Below are 17,743 nucleotides of genomic sequence, written 5' to 3'. Positions count from 1 at the left end.
CGTGGTTCCGCTCCGCAGTGCCGGGAGGGTAGGAATGCGCGCATGACATCCTTCGCCCTGCACCACGTACAGCTCGCGATCCCCGCCGGCAGCGAGGACGCGTGTCGTGCCTTCTATCTCGGCGTGCTCGGCATGACCGAGGTGGCCAAGCCGCCGGTGCTCGCGGCACGCGGCGGACTGTGGGTGCGCGCCGGCACGCTGGAGATACACCTCGGCGTCGAGGCCGACTTCCGGCCCGCGCGCAAGGCCCATCCCGGCATCCTGGTCGACGACCTGGACGAGGTGACGGCCCGGCTCGCGGCGCACGGCACCGAGGTCACGCCCGACGGCGAGTTCCCCGGCCACCGCCGGTGCTACGCGCACGACGCGGTGGGCAACCGGCTCGAATTCCTCCAGCCGCTGTGACCGCCCGCACCGTCTCGGGTCACGGGCGGCGGGCCACCACGTCGATCTCGACCAGGATGTTCATCAGGTCCGAGCCGACGGTGGTGCGCACCGGGTACGGCGCGGTGAAGTACTCGCGGTACACCTCGTCGTAGCCGGCGAAGTCACGCTTGAGATGCTCCAAGTGCGTGGTCACCTTCACCACATGGCTGAAGTCGAGCCCGGCCTCGGCCAGTACGGCCTTGAGGTTGTCCAGCACCCGGCGGGTCTGGGTCGCCACGTCGTCGCCGACGGTCGCGCCGGTGGCCGGGTCGATCGGGCCCATGCCCGCGGTGTAGACGAAGTCGCCGGTGTCGATGCCCTGCGAGTAGGTGCCGCCGGGCTTCGGCGCGGCGTCGGTGCGGATTTCCTTGTGGGCCATGATGGTTCGCCTTCCCGATCGCGTGTGCGGATGCGTGGGAATGCTACGTGTGGCCGGGATTCAGCGGGTGACCGCGTCGTCCTGGGCGAGCAGCCGCAACTCGTCCCGGCGGGGCAGGCCCTCCCAGTCGCCGGGCACGGTCACCGCGAACGCGCCGGCCGCGGCGGCGGTTGCCAGTCGGGTCGCGACCGGGCCGCCGCCGACCAGTTCGGCCAGGTAGCCGGCGGCGAACGCGTCGCCCGCGCCGACCGGGTCGACCGCGTGCACCCGGTGCGGCGGCACGTCGTGCGGCCGGCCGTCGACGATCGCGACCGCGCCCAGCGCGCCGCGCTTGAGCAGTACCTGGGCGGGGCCGAGCGCGGTCAACTCGCGGGCCAGGTCCACGAACGGGGTGTGGTCCGGTGCCTTGAGCACCAGGCGGGCCTCGTCCTCGGTGGCGAACAGGATGTCGGCGTGGCCGGCCAGGGCGCGCAGTTCGCCGGCGGCGTCCTCGGCCGACCACAACGCCCGCCGGTAGTTCAGGTCGAGCGAGACCGGGACGCCGGCCGCGTTCGCCTCGGCGACGGCCGCGCGCACCGCGGCGCGCGCGGTCGGGGACAGCGCGGGGGTGATGCCGGTGACGTGCAGGATCCGGGCGGAGCGCACCAGGGCGGGGTCCACGTCGTCCGGGCACAGCCGCGAACCGGCGCTGCCCGCGCGGTAGTAGCGCACGTCGGTGGCCGCGCTGGTGCGTCGGGCCTTGACCATCAGCCCGGTGGGCGCCTCCGGGTCGACCACCGCGGCGCGCGTGTCCAGTCCCTCGCCGCCGAGCACGGTCAGCACCAGCCGGCCGAACTCGTCGTCGCCGACCCGGCCGATCCACGCGGCCCGCCCGCCGAGCCGGGTGATCCCGATCGCCAGGTTGCTCTCGGCGCCGCCGGTGGCGACGTCAAGCGTGCGGGCGTGCCGCAGCGGGCCGATGTGCGGCGCGCGGAGCAGCACCATGGTCTCGCCGAGCGTGACCACGTCCGGGGTTTCCCGGGGTTCGGCGGTCATGATGTCCTCTCGCGGGCGTCGCGTCGTCGACGGCATCGGATGCGGGATCAATTCGGGTGGGTCCGGTGGTTCGGGTGGGGCCGGTGGTCCGGGCGGGCTGTGCCGGTGCGCCGGGCCCGGGTTGGGCCGGGACCGGCGCGGCTTCCCCGGTCAGAAGTGCGTGTTCAGTACGTCCACGATGCGGTGGTCGTCGTCCACCACCGGCACCACGCGCCACTTGTCGAAGGCCGTACAGGGGTGCGAGATGCCCAGGCAGACCAGCTCGCCCGGGGCCACCTCGGTGTCGCCGAGGTCGAGGTAGGCGTGCTGGTCGTCGAGCCTGGTCACCCGCGCGGCGCCCGGCTCGCGCAGCGTCCCGTCCAGCGCACGGATGCGCAGCGGCACCGGCAGGTTCTGGTCGAAGGGCACGTCGCGGCGGCCCGCGCCGAGCAGGGCCAGGCCCGGCTCGGGCACGGAGAGCACCTGCGCCCAGACCTCCAGGGCGCTCGCGAGCGAGCCCTCCTCGGGATGCCGGACGAACGGGGTGCGCACCGCGTAGAAGCCGTCGTCGTGTGAGACGTAGGCGCCGCTGCGCAGGATGATCGTCCGGTCGGGGAGCGGCTTGCCGTCCGGTGCGAGCGTGTCCACGACCGCGTCGAACCAGGAGCTGCCGCCAGCCGAGACGATCGGCGAACCGGGCACCAGGTCGGCGATCTCGTCGGCCAGGGACGCGAGTTCGCCCATCCACGCGGACACCGCCGCGGCGTCGGGCAGGCCGCCCTCGTAGCCGGCCACGCCCGCCACGGTCAGCCCCGGCACCGCCGCCGCGACCCGGGCCAGCTCGGCCGCCTCGGCGACACCGCGGCACCCGGTGCGCTCGCCGGCGCGGCCCAGTTCGACCAGCACCGACAACTTCCCCCCGGGCACCGCCGCGAGCGCCGCCGCCGCGACCTCGACGCCCGCCCGGGAGTCGACGTAGAACAGCAGGTCCGGCCGGGTGGCGGCCCAGCGCAGCACCTTCTCGTCCAGGACCTCGTTGGCGATCAGGATCCGCGGTACGCCGAACCGGTGCGCGGCGAGCGCCTGATTCGCGGTGGCCACGCTGATCCCCCAGGCGCCCGCGTCCAGTTGCTCGGCGAACAGCTCGGGCGACATCGTGGTCTTGCCGTGCGGGGCGAACAACACGCCGTGCCGCTCGGTGTACGCGGCCATCGTGGCCACGTTCGCGAGCAGCGCGGATTTGCGCGCGACCATCACCGGCCACGTGAGCGGCCCGTCGAAGAGGCTGTGTCCGGCGGCGCCGAACTCGTCGTCGGTGAGTTCCTCGTAGGGCAGCCAGGTGCCCTTGGTGTACGAGTCGAGGGTCATCGGGTCGCTCCCAGGGTGCGCGATACACGAAGTGCCGCCCCCGCGACCGCGGGTCCCAGTTCGCGGACCCGGGCGGCGGTGACGCGCGACGTGAGACCGGAGACCGACAGGGCCCCGACCACGACGTCGTTGTGATCGAAGATAGGCGCCGCCACGCAGCGCACCTCGGGCTCGTTCTCGCGATCGTCCACCGAGTAGCCGCGGTTGCGGATCCGGGCCAGTTCGGTGCGCAGCAGGCCGGGGTCGGTCAGGGTGCGGGTGGTGACCGTGGGCAGGCCCGCTTCGACGACCTGGGCGAACACGTCCTCGGGCAACCAGGCGAGCATCGCCTTGCCGACCGCGGTGCAGTACATCGGCGCGCGGCTGCCGATCCGCGAGGCCATCCGTACCGCGGTCTCGTTCTCGACCTTGTCGATGTAGACGATGTGCGGCGCGTCCGGCACGCACAGGTGCACCGTGCCGCCGGCCTCGCGCATCAGGCGGTGCGCCTCCTCGGCGGCGGCGGTGCGCAGGTCGATGCCGGCCAGGTACGCCTGGCCGAGGGCGAGCGCGCCGGGGCCGAGCCGGAAGTGGCCGTGCCGGCGGTCGCGGGAGAGCAGGCCGGTGTCCAGGAGCGGCTGGGCCAGGCGCAACACGGTGCTCTTGGACAGGCCGAGGGTGTCGGCCAGCTCGGTCAGGCTCAGGCCCTCGGCGGCGGCGTGGTCACGGACCTGCTCCAGGACGGCGAGGGCGCGGCGCAGGGACGCGGACTGGTTGCGCGGCGGGGCCGGGGCGCGGCCGGCGCGGACGTCGTCCTGCTCGTCGGGGCGCGTCGGCGCGACCGCGTGGGTCGATTCGACCGGGCGGATCGGCTGGTCGACGCGGGTCGACGCGCTGCCGTCGACCGGTTCGGGGCCGTGCTCGGGAGTGCTCACTCGCATGTCCTCAGGACGGCCTGACCGGGTGCCCGGGCGGGTTGCCCGTCAGGGCTTCGAACGAGAGTACGGGGACACCCGCCACCGGCACATCGCCGCCACCGGGCACCTGTCCGCCGCGCGGCGGTACGTCGTACATGCGAGCCCTCCCTGCCCTTCCACGCGTTTCCTCGCCGCGCGCCGTGCGGCGTCGCGTCCCGCGTCTTCCTGCCTCGTCCGCATACCTCGCGTGACCCCGTGTGTCCGCGTGCCTGCGGTTCGGAACACACGGTGTCCGGTGGATGACCGACGGGTCGACCGAGCACGGACGTTACGTGTCCGTAAGCGTCCGATACCACTTTCGCAGCACACAGTTTTGCAGTGCACAACGTTCGGCGGGACGCCTTGTCGGATCGACGCGCCGCTTTCTAACGTCCCGCTCACGCCGCACCGGATTGTTTCCCCCTTGCGGCCCCGTTCGTGTCGATTGACGCGACGTCCAGACGTACAGGCCGACCCTCGGGTCGCGGCACCCCCCGCGATCGCCTCGGCCTGCCTCGCCGCAGGAGGAATTGTCGTGAAGATCCGGAGTTTGGCCGCCGTCGCAGTGGCCGGCATCGCGCTGGCGGCGTGCGCGCCCGGCACGGCGTCCAAGACGAAGTCCGCCGACGAACAGACCGGCACGCTCAAGGTGTGGCTGTACGACGAGGCCAACCGGGCGCCCAAGGAGAAGGTCGTGGGCGCGGCCGTCGCCGACTTCAAGGCGGCGCACCCCAAGGTGAACGTCGAGGTGGGCTACATCCCCACCGACGCGGGCCCGCGCGCGGAGAAGATGAAGGGCGCGTTCAACGACCCGAACAGCGCGCCGGACGTGGTCGAGTTCGGCAACACCGACCTGTTCGGCTACGTCCAGGCCGGCGGCCTCGCGGACATCTCCGGCGACCTGAGCAACTGGTCGGAGGCGAGCGACCTGCCCAAGGACCTCAAGGACACCACGCTGGTCGACGGCAAGATCTACGGCCTGCCGTGGTGGCTGGGCCTGCGCTCGCTGTACTACCGCACCGACGTGTTCACCGAGCTGGGCCTGAAGCCCCCCACCTCGTACGCCGAGCTGGTCGACGCGGCGAAGAAGGTGCGCCAGGCCAAGCCGGACATGCTCGGCATCGCGGTCGGCGGCAAGTACACCTTCGGCGGCCTGCCCTTCCTGTGGGCCAACGGCGGCGAGATCGCCACCCAGCAGGGCGGCAAGTACGCGGCCGCGATCGACTCGCCGCAGTCGCAGGCGGGCGTCAAGGCCTACACCGACCTGTTCGCCAAGGACATCTGTCCGCCTCAGCAGTGCGCCGACCTGACCGGCGGCAAGACGGTCGAGGCGTTCGCGGCCGGTACCGCCGGCATGGCGATCCTGCCCAACTCCTCGCGCAGCGCGGTCGAGGCGGGCACCGCCAAGGGCAAGTACGCGGTCGTGCCGCTGCCGGGCACCGCCCCGGGCTCGATCGCGCCGGCCTTCTCCGGCGGCAACGACCTCGGCGTGATGAAGTCCTCGCAGCACCGCTCACTCGCGGTCGACTTCATGAAGATCCTGGGCGGCAAGAAGTACCAGCTCCAGATGTTCGACGCGATGGGCAACCTGCCCACGCTCGCCTCGGCGCGCGGCGACGTGGTTGCCAAGGACCCGTGGCTCAAGCCGTTCATCGACACCCTGAACGCGGGCACCAAGTTCGTGCCCAAGGACGCCGCGTGGGCCAAGATCGACTCGCAGTCCGTGGTGCCGACCATGTTCCAGAAGGTGATCACCGGCAAGTCGGACGTCTCCGGCGCCACCGGCGAGGCCAAGACCGTCATCGACAACGCGTTCGCCGGGAAGTAAGCCGGTGACCACGACCACCACGCCCGCGCGGGCGGACCGGCCGGCCCCGGCCTCGGTCCGCCCGCGCGGCGGCGCGGGCAAGACCAAGACCGGACGGCGCCGCTCGTGGACGCCGTTCTGGCTGCTGCTGCCGTCGGCGGTCATCCTGATCCCGCTGTTCGGCTACCCGCTCTATCAGCTCGGCCTGCTCTCCTTCCTGAAGTTCGGTCAGCCGCAGGCATCGGCGGGCGAGGTCGCGGAGTTCGTCGGGTTCGACAACTACTCGACTCTGCTGGGCGACAACCAGTTCTGGGACGTGCTGTTCCAGACCGTGGTGTTCGCCGCGGCGTGCGTGGTGGCGACCCTGGCGGTGGGTGCGGCGCTGGCGGTGCTGCTCACCCGGGTCGGCAAGTGGCCCCGGCTGTTGCTGCTGTTCGCCGCGCTCGGCGCCTGGGCGGCGCCGGCGATGACCGGCTCGACGGTGTGGATGTTCCTGTTCGACACCAACCTGGGCCTGGTCAACGAGGTCCTGGGGATGCAGGGCCACAACTGGTTCTACGACAAGTGGTCCGCGTTCGCGCTGGTCGGCGTCGTGGTGGTGTGGCACTCGTTCCCGTTCGTGATGATCTCGCTGTACGCGGGCATCGAGTCGATCCCGGTCTCGGTGCTGGAGGCGGCCCGCCTGGACGGCGCGTCCACCTGGACCGTTTTTCGACACGTGATGCTGCCGATGTTGCGGCCGATCCTGACCATCGTGGTGATCCAGTCGATCATCTGGGACTTCAAGGTCTTCACCCAGATCTACGTGATGACCGGCGGTGGCGGCATCGCCGGCCAGAACCTGGTGCTCAACGTGTACGCGTACCAGAAGGCCTTCGCGTCCTCGGACTACAGCCTGGGCGCGGCGATCGGCGTGCTGATGACGCTGATCCTGCTCACGGTCACCATTTTCTACATCCGCGCGCTGCGTCGCTCCGGGGAGGAGCTGTGAACCGTACCTCCGCCGGCGCCGTCCGGCCGGCCGGCCCCCGTCGCTCGAAGGGCAATCGCACGGTGTCCCGGCGGATCGCCAACACCACGGCGATCGTGATCGCGCTGCTCACCGTCTTCCCGCTGTACTGGATGGTGCTCTCCGCGTTCAAGCCGGACGGTGAGATCAACTCGGTCGACCCGCGTCCGTGGACGTGGCATCCGACGTTGTCCAACTTCCGGGACGCGTTCGGGGTCAGCGGCTTCGGCGGCTACTTCCTGAACAGCCTGATCGTGGCGAGCGTGGTGGTGGTGCTGTCCGGGCTCGTGGCGTTCCTGGCGGCGGTGGCGCTGACCCGGTTCAACTTCAAGTTCCGCACCACGATCCTGGTGATGTTCCTGGTCGCCCAGATGGTGCCGGTCGAGGCGCTGACCATCCCGCTGTTCTTCCTGGTCCGCGACATCGGCTCGGTGGCGCCGCAGTTCGGGCTGAGCACGCTCGGCTCGCTGATGCTGGTGAACCTGGCCTTCTCGCTGCCGTTCGCCATCTGGATGTTGCGCGGCTTCGTCAAGGCGATCCCGGAGTCGCTGGAGGAGGCGGCGCGGATCGACGGGGCGAACCGGTTCACCATCCTGTGGCGGATCCTGTTCCCGCTGGTGGCGCCCGGGCTCGCGGCGACGTCGGTGTTCTCGTTCATCACCGCGTGGAACGACTTCGTGTTCGCGAAGACGTTCATCCTGGACACCGATCACCAGACCTTGCCGGCGGCGCTGATGGTGTTCTTCAAGCCCGACGAGAACGACTGGGGCGGGATCATGGCGGCTTCGACGCTGATGACCATTCCGGTGTTGATCTTCTTCGTGCTGGTGCAACGGCATCTGGTATCGGGGTTGGGCGGGGCGGTGAAGGACTGACGGTTCGGGGTGTGTCGGCGTTCGGTCGTCGTTGGTATCCGTGGTGACCTCCTCGTTGGTGAAGGGCTGATTCCGTGTCTTCGTCTTCCTCGTCCGTGGCACCGGTGGCATCCGGGCCGTCCGTGGTTCCCCGACCGGCGCGGATGACGCCCGGTGTGGGCGGGTTCGTACTGACGCCCGCGACCGGGTTGAGCCATCCGTCGGAACTGGCGGGCGAGGCGGCGTGGTTGCGCGGCGCGCTCGGCCCGGCGACCGGGTGCCTGCTGCCGCCGGGGCCGGGGATCGAGTTGCGGCTCGACCCGGAGGCGCTGCCGGCGGAGGGATACCGGCTGGAGGTCACCGCCGCCGGGGTGGACCTGTGCGGTGGTGCGCCGGCAGGGGTGTTCGCGGGCCTGCAGACGCTGCGGCAGTTGTTGCCGGCGGACGTGTTCCGGCGCGGACGGGTGCGGGACGGCGCGTGGTCGATGCCGGCGTGCCTGATCGAGGACGCGCCGGCGTTCGGGTGGCGCGGGGTGATGCTGGACGTGGCCCGGCACTTCGTGCCCAAGCAGGACGTGCTGCGCTTCGTCGATCTGCTGGCCGCGCATCGGCTGAACGTGCTGCACCTGCATCTGACCGACGACCAGGGCTGGCGGATCGAGGTGCCGGGGTGGCCCCGGTTGACCTCGGTGGGTGCGTGGCGCACCGCGAGCTTGCGCGGGGCGCGGCAGCACGAGCGCTTCGACGAGAAGCCGCACGGCGGCTTCTACACGGGCGACGATCTGCGCGAGATCGTCGCGTACGCGGCCGATCGGCACATCACCGTGGTGCCCGAGATCGACCTGCCGGCGCATGTCCAGGCGGCGGTGGCGGCGTATCCGTCGCTGGGCGCGGTGCCGGTGGACGGGGTGCGTACCCGCTGGGGCGGGCTGTCCGACGGGGTGCTGGCGCCGACCGAGGAGGCGCTGGGCTTTTGCCGCGACGTGTTGGCCGAGGTGTGCGCGATCTTCCCCTCGCGGTATGTGTGCGTCGGCGGCGACGAGGTGCCGACCGGGCCGTGGGAGCGGATGGGGCACCCCGACCCCGGCTCGCTGGGCGGCTGGTTCGTGGCCGAGTTGGCGAAGATGTTGGCCGCGCACGGGCGGGTGGTGTTCGGCTGGGACGAGGTGCTGGCGGGTGGCGACGCGGTGCCGTCGGACGCGCTGATCGGGGGCTGGCGCGCCGAGCACGGGACGATCGTGGCGGCGCGGGCCGGGTTCGACGTGGTGGCGTGCCCGGACATGTCGGTGTACTTCGACTACCGCCAGGGCGAGGCGGCGGACGAGCCGATTCCGGTGGGGCCGTTGTTGACGTTGGCGGACGTGTACGCGTTCCGGCCGGTGCCGTCGGTGCTCACCGCCGAGGAGGGCGCGCGGATCCTGGGCGGGCAGGCGCAGATCTGGACCGAGCACATGGATTCGGTGCGGCGGATCGACTACATGGCCTTCCCGAGGATGTGCGCGTTCGCCGAGGCGGTGTGGTCGGGGCCGGGCGACTTCGCGGAATTCACCGAGCGGTTGACGTCGGCGCACCTGGCGCGGCTGGACGCGTTGGGCGTGGAGTACCGCCCGCTCGACGGGCCGCACCCGTGGCAGACCCGGCCGGACGCGCCGGGGTTCCCGAAGTCGCGGGCGGAGCGGGAGGCGGAGTTGTTGGAGCTGACGGAGAACATCAGGGGTGGGGCGGTGGGGTGAGGCGGGGTGGGGTGCGGCCCCGCTTCGCGGGGGACACTGACATCTGACGCTGCGTCAGTTATGGTCGCCCGGATGGGGTCCGGGCGGCCTCGGCCTCCTCGCCCCTCCCCCACGAGAGGTTGGTCGGTGCCGTCATGCCTTCCGGATACCACGCGATCCCGAACCTGGTCGGGCTGTACGCCGAGCGCATCGACGCGGGCGATTTCGCCGGCGTGGGCGAGCTGTTCGCGCACGCCGTGATCACCTCGGAGGGCCAGGACCTGGAGGTGCGGGGCGCGGCCGGGGCGCGGGAGATGTACGAGGCGTGGACGCGCCGGTATCCGGACAACGGCACACCCCACACGCGGCACGTGACCACGAACCTGATCGTGGATGCCGACGACGACGCGGGGACGGGCACGTGCCGCAGCTACGTCACGGTGTTCCAGGCGCTGCCCGACTTCCCTCTCCAGCCCGTCTTCACCGGCCGCTACCACGACACCTTCGCCCGCCTCGACGGGGCGTGGCGCTTCACGCGCCGCCACATGATCACGGACTACGTGGGCGACCTGAGCCGGCACCTGAACCACGCGCTGTAGGGAGGGTGGCCGGGCAGCCGGGCAGCCGGGCGGTCGGGCAGCCCGGCGGTCAGGCGAAGGTGACGCCCTCCGGGGGGACGTCGACGCGGCTGTCGTCGTCCAGGATCGGGACGCCCAGGCGCTCGTGGGCGATGCGCTGGGCGGCGAGGGCCTGCGGCAGTCGGGTGTCGTAGCCGCCGCCGAGGAGCGCGGCGGCGCGGCGCGGGGTGACCAGGACCCGGCTCCACGACCAGCCCGTGGCCGGGTCGGGGGCGAGCGGGCCGAGTGCGGCGAGCCGGGCGGCGCTGCGGGAGCGCACATCGCCGCCGTCCGGGTCGGACAGGTAGCCCACATGGGTGATTTCGCCCAGCACCGCGTTGGCCTCCTCGGCCACCTCGCGCGCCAGGGTCGCGAGCGCGTCCACGTCCTCCGGCTCGGCGCCGCCGCCGGGCAGCGCGTACCCGCCGTCGGGGTCGCCCACAAGGAGCACCCGACCGTCCGGATCGAACAGCCACCCCGCCGCCCGGCCCACGGGCGTACCGGCCGGGATCGGCTCGTCCTCGTGCCAGACCCGCTCCTTCGGCGGCCGATACTCGCGCCCGTCGACCACGTACAGACAGGCCCCCGACGCCTCCGCCTCCAACGCGACCGAGACCCGACGCCGGGTGCGTCCCGGAAAACGCGGCAGCGCCTCGTCGGGCGTGAGCACGTACACCGCGTCCAACTCGGCGTCGGCCGGGGCGAGTACGGCGACCTGCTCGTCGGTGAGCGTCGGCCCGGCGAAGACGAAGTCGAGCACGACCCGCCCGAACGTCGCGGCGGACGTGGTGCACACCGCGAGCAACCGCCCGACCGCGAGGTCGAGGCCCAATTCCTCCCGCACCTCGCGCCCGGCCGCCTCGTGCGGGGACTCCCCGGCCTCGGCCGTCCCGCCGGGCAGGTCGAGGCCGGGCTTGTACCCGGGGTCGACCACCACGAGCCGACCGCGCCGATCGCGCAGCACCATCGAGGCGCCCACGACCACGCCCGGCAGGCCGGCGCAGTAGTCGATCATCTCCCGGGATACCGGCTCGTCGATGCCATCCACGCTCATCCGCTCCCCCGTCACATCCGTCGTCGTCCCGGGCGACCCGCTCGCCGCCCATCCTCGCGGACGGGTCGCCCGTACCGGGCAGGCGGGTGCATGCATCGCAACCTTTCGGGCCCCACGACAGATATAGGAGGTGTCAAGTCCGACCCCGCACACCCAGAGGAGCACGATGTCGCACATCCGTCCGCGTCGGCTCGCCCAGGCGGCCCTGCTCACCGCCGTCGGCGTCATCCCGCTGTTCTCCGCCGGCGCCGCCCAGGCGGTCACCCCGGCCCCGCCCGGCCTGGCCGGCATCACCCAGCCGGACCCGGAGCACTACGGCATGCCGACGGTCCCCAACGTCCTCGAAGAACCCGCCTCCGACACGGTCGTGGCCCCGCTCAAGGACACCCTGGCCCCCGGCGTCGTCGGCGCCGCCCCCGCCACCGACCGCGGCCTCAACGCCCCGATGGCCGCCGCCGACCGCTCCATCACCCAGGGCACCCACCACGAGATGACCACGAACGCCGCCGACGCGGTGGAGGGGGTAACCACCCCCCTGCGCGAACTCCCCACCCAATTCTGACCCCGCCCAAGCACTTCGACGGAACAGCCCCCGAGCCCGCCCCCGCTCCGGGGGCTGTTCATCGCCTGCCACGGGCCCCGGCCTCGGAGTTGGCCCGAATGGCCCGCCCACGTTGCCGGTGATCATGGTTGGGCTTCGCATGGAGAGGCACCCGACGGCACGCCGTCGCGCCGGCTTTCGAGAGGCATGAACCATGCAGGAGCCCGTGTACGTCCGAACCACCTACGCGACCGGCGACCCGGCCCGAATCGACGCCGCCCTCGACGGGATCAGCCGCGAAGCCCCCGGTCTGCTCCGCGGCCAGTCCGGCTACCACCGCTTCGGGCTGTTCGCCGACCGCGAGCTCGGCAAGATCCTCATGGGCTCGTGGTGGGACAGCGAGAACGCCATGACGCAAAGCGACGGCAACCTCGGCGACCGCCGCAGGGAGCTGCTGAAGCCGTTCGCCTCCACGGTGACCACCGAGGCGTGGACGACGGTGTCGTACACCCCGGCGCCACAACTCGCGCCGGGCGCCACCCTGCGCATGGGACGCCTGGGGTTCGCCCCGTCCAACGCGTCGCTGTTCGTGGACACATTCGTCAACGTCGGCCGCCCGAAGCTGGAGGCCATCGACGGCCTGGTCGGCGCGACACTCTTCCTGAACGCACCCGCGGGCCGAGCCCTGGTCGGCACCCTCTTCCGCGACAAGGCCGCCCTGACCGCCTCCCGCCAACCCCAGGCCGCCACCAGAGGCGAAACCCTCACCAAGGCACAAGCCACCCTGCTGAGCATCGAGGAATACACCCTGATCGCCCTCGACCGCCCCACCTGACCTCCGCCAGGAACGACAACGGCCCCTGACTGCGTTTCCGCAGATCAGGGGCCCTCATCAAGGTGTGGCGGGTGTTGGGTTCGAACCAACGTAGGCGTACACCGGCAGATTTACAGTCTGCTCCCTTTGGCCACTCGGGCAACCCGCCTTGTGCGTCTTTCGGCGCGACGGGGACAACAATAGCGGACCACCCCGGGTGCTTCGCCACTCGGTATCGGTTCGGGTGGAGGCGGGTGCGGTCGGGGTCGGGGTTGTGGGGGACGCTCTAGGCTGGAGGGGTTGCCTTCCCTCCCTGTCAGATCCCACAGAAAGCGATTCCGAGCCTTGGCTGACTCCTCTTTCGACATCGTGTCCAAGGTCGACCGTCAGGAGGTCGACAACGCGCTGAACCAGACCTCGAAGGAGATCGCGCAGCGGTTCGACTTCAAGAACGTCGGCGCGCACATCGGCTGGACCGGCGAGCAGATCGAGATGCGCGCCAACTCCGAGGAGCGCGTGAACGCGATCCTCGACGTGTTCCAGGGCAAGCTGATCAAGCGCAGCATCTCGCTCAAGTCGCTCGACGCCGGTGAGCCGAAGGCGTCCGGCAAGGAGTACAAGATCTTCGCGTCGATCCAGGAGGGCATCTCCCAGGAGAACGCGAAGAAGGTCTCCAAGATCATCCGCGACGAGGGCCCCAAGGGCGTCAAGGCGCAGATCCAGGGCGACGAGCTGCGTGTGTCGTCGAAGAACCGGGACGACCTCCAGGAGGTCATCGCGCTGCTCAAGGGCAAGGACCTGGAGTTCGCGCTCCAGTTCGTGAACTACCGCTAGTCGCGGTCGTCGCCGCGCGGCGGCGTGGTGGCGAGGTGGGCGCGGTGGTTCGGGTGGTCCGCCCCTGACACGCGCGAAGGGCACGACGAGGATTCGGGGAGGGGTCGCCTGCCGGCGGCCCGCCCGCGGTTCTCGCCGTGCCCTTCGTGCGTGTCGCAGACGGGGGCGGGCGCCGCGCTACCGGGGGGCCGCCGCCCTCGGGTCCGTTGCGGTTCGGGTGGTCAGGACCTCGGTCAGGTGGGTAGGGACCCGGTCTTCTTCGAGGCGGCCCGTGAAGCCCGCGTGGAGGACTCTGAGGGCCTCCTCGTACGCGAACGGGGCCAGGTCCGCGCCCGTGGCCAGGTGTTCCTGGGCGATCGCGAACATCGTCAGCGCGTGGCGGCGGAACCTCGCGACGCGGCCCGTCGGCGGTACCGGCCAGCGGGCGATCACCGTGCGGTAGGTGTCCTCGTACTGGCTCAGCCACGCGACCCGGGCCGCCATGCCGCCCGCCAGGCTCGCGTCGGCCGGTTCCCGGTGGTAGACCACCCCCGGCTCGGACAACCGGGTGAACGACCAGCCCCGGTCGTGCACCAGGCGCAGCCACAACGACCAGTCGACCAGGATCGGCAACTCCGGGTCGAAGCGGAACCACGACGCGGGCGCGGTGTGCGCGGGGTTGCGGGCGACCACGGCCGTGGTCGGGACGAAGTTGGCCACCGAGAGCATGTCCGGGTCGTACGGGAAGTCGTAGCGGTACGGGCTGCCCGCCGGGATCTCGCCCGGCACCGCCCGCTCCCCGCTCAGCACGCAGTCCGCGTACACGGCGTCCGTCCCGGAGTGCTCCAGCGCGGCCAGGGCCCGGTCGAGGTGGCCCGGCAGGTACAGGTCGTCGTCGTCGAGGAAGGCGACGAAGCGGCCGGTGGCGATCTCCAGGCCCGCGTTGCGCGCCGCGGCCGGCCCCCGCGAGCGCGGGAACGACAACAGCCGCACGGTCATCCCGCGCACCCCGAGCGGCAGCACCCCCGCCACGTCCGCGCCGCCGTCGTTGATCACCACCACCTCGATGCCGCGGATGCCCTGGAGGGCCACGCTGCGCAGGGCGTCGGCCAGTTGGGCCGTGCGATCCCGGGTGGGAACGATGACACTGACCGTCGCCGCCACGGCAACCTCCGCGCTTCCCGAGATGGGATCAACAGGGCTTACCGGTGGATTTCGCCACACCGGTGTCTCGACCCATATCGACACACCGGGTGCGCGACTACAGCGATCGGGTGCTCGTCTCCCTCGTACGAGACCTCCCGATTGGCCTGTCCGGGCTCAGACGCCGACGTGCATCGGGTCGCTCGTCGAGACGATCTCGCGGCCCAGCGGGGTGAGCGAGACCGGGATCAGCTTGAAGTTGGCCAGGCCCAACGGGATGCCGATGATCGTGATGCACAGGAGCACGCCGGTGACCAGGTGCCCGAGCGCCAGCCACCAGCCGAACAGCACGATCCACAGGATGTTGCCGAGCATCGACCCGGCCCCGGCGTCCGGACGCCACTCCACCCGCCGCCCGAACGGCCACAACGCGTAGGCCGCGATCCGCCAGGCCGCGATGCCCAGCGGAATGGTCACCACGAGGAAGAAGAGCAGGAAGCAGACGATGCCGGCGACCGCGTAGCCGATCGCGAGCCAGAAGCCGGCGAAGACGAGCCAGATGACGTTCAGGACAGTTTTCACGAGGGTTGTTCTACCCCGGCCCAGGCCGACATGCCGTCACCCATAGGACTGACCGCGGCGAAATCACGAGGCCGCGCACCACTCGCGGGAACCCTTACCGCCCCGCCATCTGCTCCAGCCGCGCGATCCGGTCCGCCATCGGCGGGTGGGTCGAGAACAGCTTGCTCATCCCGCCCGCGCCCCGCCGGAACGGGTTGGCGATCATCAGCGAGCTGGTGGTCTGCAACTTCGGCTCCGGCGGCAGCGGCAGCGCCTGGGTGCCCGCGTCCAGCTTGCGCAGCGCGCTCGCCAGCGCCAGCGGGTCGCCGGTGAGCCTGGCCCCGGAGGCATCCGCCTGGTATTCACGCGATCGACTGACGGCCAACTGGATGACACTGGCCGCCAGCGGCCCCAGGATCATGATGGCCAGCATGCCGAACAGGCCGGGGCCCTCGTCGTCGTTGCTGCGGCCGAACGGGATCAGCCAGGCGAAGTTGACCAGGAACATGATCACGCTGGCCAGCGCGCCGGCCACGGACGAGATCAGGATGTCCCGGTTGTACACGTGCGACAGCTCGTGCCCGATCACCCCGCGCAGCTCCCGCGCGTCCAGGATGCGCAGGATGCCGGTCGTACAACACACCGCCGCGTTGCGCGGGTTGCGGCCGGTGGCGAACGCGTTCGGCGCCTCGGTGGGCGAGATGTACAGGCGCGGCATCGGCTGGCGCGCGTCGTTGGAGAGTTCGCGCACGATCCGGTACAGCTCGGGGTTCTCCGCCTCGCTGACCGGACGCGCCCGCATCGAGCGCAGCGCGATCTTGTCGCTGTTGAAGTAGGCGTAGCCGTTCGTCGCGAGCGCCACGAACAGGGCGATGATCAACCCGGTGCGGCCGAAGAAGCTGCCGACGACCAGGATGAGCGCCGACATCCCGCCGAGCAGTACGGCGGTCTTCAGTCCGTTGTGCTGGCCGTGCACGGCAGAGTCCTCTCGAAGCGTCAGCGTCCAGGGGTGACAATGCGGGCCCGTGCGGGGTATCCGCCGGCTTGTCGCCCTCTGCCCGTTGTCTCTTCTTTCGCAACGGGACAACGCCACGCAGAGTTCCCTTCCGAGGCGGGCGTAACCCCCCGCCTCGGGACGGAACCGCAGGTCAGCCGAGCAGCCCCGGCATGGTGAGCACCCGCAGAACCAGCTGCGGCGCGACCGAGAGCAGCACCCCGAGCGCCCCCGTGAGCACGAGCGCGGCGACCAGCGGAAGCGGCATCGGGGCCGTCCCGGTACGCACCCCGGCCGCCTCCGAACCCGCGACCGGCGGCATCCCCGGCGCCTCGACCGCGAACAGTTGCGCCGTCCACGCCAGGTAGTAGTACAGGCCGATCACCACGTTGACCGCCATCACCACGGCCAGCCATCCGGTGCCGGCCCCGATCACCGCCTGGAACACCGTCACCTTGGCGAACAGCCCGGCCAGACCCGGCGGGATACCGGCCAGGCACAGCAGGAAGAACGCCATCGCGAGCGCCGCGACCGGATGCGCGCGGAACAGGCCGCGATGGTCGGCGACCAGCCCGCCCCGCTCGCGCGCGACCAGCGTCACCACGGCGAACGCGCCCAGGTTCATCACCGCGTACACCGCCAGGTAGGCCACCGCCGCGGGCAGCGTGTCGGCCAGGTCCTCGCCGTGCCCGGCGGCCGTGCCGAACGGCACCAGCACATAGCCCGACTGGGCGATCGAGGACCACGCGAGCAGCCGTACCGCGTCGGTCTGCCGCAGCGCGGCCACGTTGCCCGCGGTCATCGTCACCGCGGCGAGCACCGCGAGGGCCGGCCCCCACAGGTGCGCGTACGGGCGGAACGCGATGCCGGCGACGAGCAGCAGCCCGGCGAAGCCCGCGGTCTTCGAGACCACCGACAGGTACGCGGCGACCGGGATCGGCGCACCGCGATAGGTGTCCGGCGCCCAGGCGTGGAACGGCACCGCCGCGACCTTGAAGGCGAACCCGATCATGGTCAGCACCGCGCCGGTCGCGGCCACGTGGGTGAGCTTCGGATCGAGCCGGTCCAAATCGCCCGCGATCCGGGCCAGATGCACGCTGCCGGTACTCCCGTACACCAGGCTCACCCCGAACAGCAGCACCGCGGTGGCACCGGCCGAGAGCAGGAAGAACTTCAGCGCCGCCTCGCCGCCCCGGCCGTCCCGGCGCAGCCCGACCAGCGCGAACGCGGGCAGCGACAACGTCTCCAGCGCGACCACCAGGGTGAGCAGGTCGCGGGCCCCGGCCAGCGCCACCGCGCCGGTCACCGAGGACAGCAGCAGAAAGTGGTACTCCCCGCCCGGCACCTCCGACGAATCGCCCGCCCCCTCGGCGCCGTCCGCCCGCACCATCGGCATCGACAGCAGCACCACCACGAACGCCGAGCCGAGCAGGACCAGCTGTAGCACCAGCGTCAGATCGGTGACCACGTACGAACAGCCCGACGGCGAGCAGAACGTCCCGCGCGCGTCGTTCCCGTCCGCCCGCAGCGGCAACAAAAGCACCAGGCCGGCACCGAGCCCGGCCAGCGTCAGCCAGGGCAACACCGCCTTGCGCGCACCCTCCAGGAACAGGTCCGCGAGCAGCACCACGAGCGCGGCGACCGCGACCGCGACCACCGGCGAGATCGCGAGCCAGTCGATCGACTGGACGTCGAACGGCAT

Annotated in this window: 19 protein-coding genes and 1 tRNA gene; 9 read left to right on the top strand and 11 right to left on the bottom strand. The window is 71.4% G+C overall.

Going from position 1 to position 17,743, the window contains the following annotated elements:
- Window positions 1–42 precede the first annotated feature (42 nt).
- On the top strand, window positions 43–405 hold the full coding sequence (locus ACMXN5_RS19560; protein WP_439676338.1) for a VOC family protein: 363 nt from the start codon (window positions 43–45) through the stop codon (window positions 403–405).
- A gap of 19 nt (window positions 406–424) precedes the next feature.
- Here the strand turns inward: ACMXN5_RS19560 and ACMXN5_RS19555 are convergent, their stop codons facing one another.
- The 5 genes from ACMXN5_RS19555 to ACMXN5_RS19535 form a co-directional block, all read right to left on the bottom strand.
- Window positions 425–805 (bottom strand): RidA family protein, encoded by a 381-nt coding sequence (locus ACMXN5_RS19555; RefSeq protein ID WP_439676337.1) that lies wholly within the window; start codon window positions 803–805, stop codon window positions 425–427.
- A gap of 60 nt (window positions 806–865) precedes the next feature.
- Entirely contained in the window at window positions 866–1,840 is a 975-nt protein-coding gene (locus ACMXN5_RS19550) for a sugar kinase (protein ID WP_439676336.1), read from the bottom strand.
- A gap of 150 nt (window positions 1,841–1,990) precedes the next feature.
- A complete protein-coding gene (locus ACMXN5_RS19545) occupies window positions 1,991–3,187 on the bottom strand; it encodes an alanine racemase (protein ID WP_439676335.1) in 1,197 nt (398 codons plus the stop codon).
- Window positions 3,184–4,101, bottom strand: coding sequence for an IclR family transcriptional regulator (locus tag ACMXN5_RS19540; RefSeq protein ID WP_439676334.1), 918 nt, complete (start codon window positions 4,099–4,101; stop codon window positions 3,184–3,186). The genes ACMXN5_RS19545 and ACMXN5_RS19540 overlap by 4 nt, the downstream gene beginning before the upstream one ends.
- Window positions 4,102–4,111: 10 nt before the next feature.
- On the bottom strand, window positions 4,112–4,240 hold the full coding sequence (locus ACMXN5_RS19535) for a hypothetical protein (protein ID WP_395787238.1): 129 nt from the start codon (window positions 4,238–4,240) through the stop codon (window positions 4,112–4,114).
- Between the two features lie 417 nt (window positions 4,241–4,657).
- Here ACMXN5_RS19535 and ACMXN5_RS19530 point away from each other — a divergent pair, with 417 nt between their 5' ends.
- The 5 genes from ACMXN5_RS19530 (at window position 4,658) to ACMXN5_RS19510 (ending at window position 10,103) form a co-directional block, all read left to right on the top strand.
- A complete protein-coding gene (locus ACMXN5_RS19530; RefSeq protein ID WP_439676333.1) occupies window positions 4,658–5,950 on the top strand; it encodes an extracellular solute-binding protein in 1,293 nt (430 codons plus the stop codon).
- A gap of 4 nt (window positions 5,951–5,954) precedes the next feature.
- Window positions 5,955–6,920 (top strand): carbohydrate ABC transporter permease, encoded by a 966-nt coding sequence (locus ACMXN5_RS19525; protein WP_439676332.1) that lies wholly within the window; start codon window positions 5,955–5,957, stop codon window positions 6,918–6,920.
- A gap of 62 nt (window positions 6,921–6,982) precedes the next feature.
- The gene (locus ACMXN5_RS19520) at window positions 6,983–7,813 is read left to right on the top strand and encodes a carbohydrate ABC transporter permease (protein ID WP_395788613.1); all 831 of its coding nucleotides are present in this window, start codon (window positions 6,983–6,985) and stop codon (window positions 7,811–7,813) included.
- A 74-nt stretch (window positions 7,814–7,887) separates the two neighbouring features.
- Window positions 7,888–9,525, top strand: coding sequence for a beta-N-acetylhexosaminidase (locus ACMXN5_RS19515; protein ID WP_439676331.1), 1,638 nt, complete (start codon window positions 7,888–7,890; stop codon window positions 9,523–9,525).
- A 134-nt stretch (window positions 9,526–9,659) separates the two neighbouring features.
- Entirely contained in the window at window positions 9,660–10,103 is a 444-nt protein-coding gene (locus ACMXN5_RS19510) for a nuclear transport factor 2 family protein (protein ID WP_439676330.1), read from the top strand.
- 49 nt (window positions 10,104–10,152) lie between these two features.
- Here ACMXN5_RS19510 and ACMXN5_RS19505 read toward each other — a convergent pair whose 3' ends face one another.
- On the bottom strand, window positions 10,153–11,175 hold the full coding sequence (locus ACMXN5_RS19505; protein WP_439676329.1) for an NUDIX hydrolase: 1,023 nt from the start codon (window positions 11,173–11,175) through the stop codon (window positions 10,153–10,155).
- Between the two features lie 166 nt (window positions 11,176–11,341).
- Between ACMXN5_RS19505 and ACMXN5_RS19500 the strand changes: the two genes are divergently transcribed.
- Complete coding sequence (locus ACMXN5_RS19500; protein WP_439676328.1) at window positions 11,342–11,737, top strand: hypothetical protein; 396 nt, start codon at window positions 11,342–11,344, stop codon at window positions 11,735–11,737.
- Window positions 11,738–11,930: 193 nt separating this feature from the next.
- Window positions 11,931–12,551: a hypothetical protein gene (locus tag ACMXN5_RS19495; RefSeq protein WP_439676327.1), complete on the top strand. Its 621-nt coding sequence runs from the start codon at window positions 11,931–11,933 to the stop codon at window positions 12,549–12,551.
- A gap of 65 nt (window positions 12,552–12,616) precedes the next feature.
- Here the strand turns inward: ACMXN5_RS19495 and ACMXN5_RS19490 are convergent.
- Window positions 12,617–12,699: transfer RNA gene (locus ACMXN5_RS19490), tRNA-Tyr, on the bottom strand.
- 176 nt (window positions 12,700–12,875) lie between these two features.
- Between ACMXN5_RS19490 and ACMXN5_RS19485 the strand changes: the two genes are divergently transcribed.
- Window positions 12,876–13,364, top strand: coding sequence for a YajQ family cyclic di-GMP-binding protein (locus ACMXN5_RS19485; RefSeq protein WP_078975776.1), 489 nt, complete (start codon window positions 12,876–12,878; stop codon window positions 13,362–13,364).
- A gap of 177 nt (window positions 13,365–13,541) precedes the next feature.
- On the opposite strand, the gene ACMXN5_RS19480 is transcribed toward ACMXN5_RS19485, so the two are convergent.
- From ACMXN5_RS19480 to ACMXN5_RS19465, 4 genes are all read right to left on the bottom strand, one after another.
- Window positions 13,542–14,507: a glycosyltransferase family 2 protein gene (locus ACMXN5_RS19480; protein WP_439676326.1), complete on the bottom strand. Its 966-nt coding sequence runs from the start codon at window positions 14,505–14,507 to the stop codon at window positions 13,542–13,544.
- Window positions 14,508–14,663: 156 nt separating this feature from the next.
- A complete protein-coding gene (locus tag ACMXN5_RS19475) occupies window positions 14,664–15,068 on the bottom strand; it encodes a YccF domain-containing protein (RefSeq protein WP_395787223.1) in 405 nt (134 codons plus the stop codon).
- 94 nt (window positions 15,069–15,162) lie between these two features.
- On the bottom strand, window positions 15,163–16,023 hold the full coding sequence (htpX, locus tag ACMXN5_RS19470) for a zinc metalloprotease HtpX (RefSeq protein WP_380005517.1): 861 nt from the start codon (window positions 16,021–16,023) through the stop codon (window positions 15,163–15,165).
- Window positions 16,024–16,195: 172 nt separating this feature from the next.
- The gene (locus ACMXN5_RS19465; protein ID WP_439676325.1) at window positions 16,196–17,743 is read right to left on the bottom strand and encodes an NADH-quinone oxidoreductase subunit N; all 1,548 of its coding nucleotides are present in this window, start codon (window positions 17,741–17,743) and stop codon (window positions 16,196–16,198) included.

It is taken from the genome of Embleya australiensis, assembly GCF_051903075.1.
GTDB lineage: Bacteria > Actinomycetota > Actinomycetes > Streptomycetales > Streptomycetaceae > Embleya.
Note: the sequence above shows the minus strand (reverse complement) of the source record. Positions and strands in the feature narration are given on the sequence as shown.

Coding starts and splice junctions, on each gene's coding strand:
- ACMXN5_RS19560 (WP_439676338.1), top strand. CDS start 43: ATGACATCCTTCGCCCTGCACCACGTACAGCTCGCGATCCCCGCCGGC.
- ACMXN5_RS19555 (WP_439676337.1), bottom strand. CDS start 805: ATGGCCCACAAGGAAATCCGCACCGACGCCGCGCCGAAGCCCGGCGGC.
- ACMXN5_RS19550 (WP_439676336.1), bottom strand. CDS start 1,840: ATGACCGCCGAACCCCGGGAAACCCCGGACGTGGTCACGCTCGGCGAG.
- ACMXN5_RS19545 (WP_439676335.1), bottom strand. CDS start 3,187: ATGACCCTCGACTCGTACACCAAGGGCACCTGGCTGCCCTACGAGGAA.
- ACMXN5_RS19535 (WP_395787238.1), bottom strand. CDS start 4,240: ATGTACGACGTACCGCCGCGCGGCGGACAGGTGCCCGGTGGCGGCGAT.
- ACMXN5_RS19510 (WP_439676330.1), top strand. CDS start 9,660: ATGCCTTCCGGATACCACGCGATCCCGAACCTGGTCGGGCTGTACGCC.
- ACMXN5_RS19505 (WP_439676329.1), bottom strand. CDS start 11,175: ATGAGCGTGGATGGCATCGACGAGCCGGTATCCCGGGAGATGATCGAC.
- ACMXN5_RS19500 (WP_439676328.1), top strand. CDS start 11,342: ATGTCGCACATCCGTCCGCGTCGGCTCGCCCAGGCGGCCCTGCTCACC.
- ACMXN5_RS19495 (WP_439676327.1), top strand. CDS start 11,931: ATGCAGGAGCCCGTGTACGTCCGAACCACCTACGCGACCGGCGACCCG.
- ACMXN5_RS19465 (WP_439676325.1), bottom strand. CDS start 17,743: ATGCCGTTCGACGTCCAGTCGATCGACTGGCTCGCGATCTCGCCGGTG.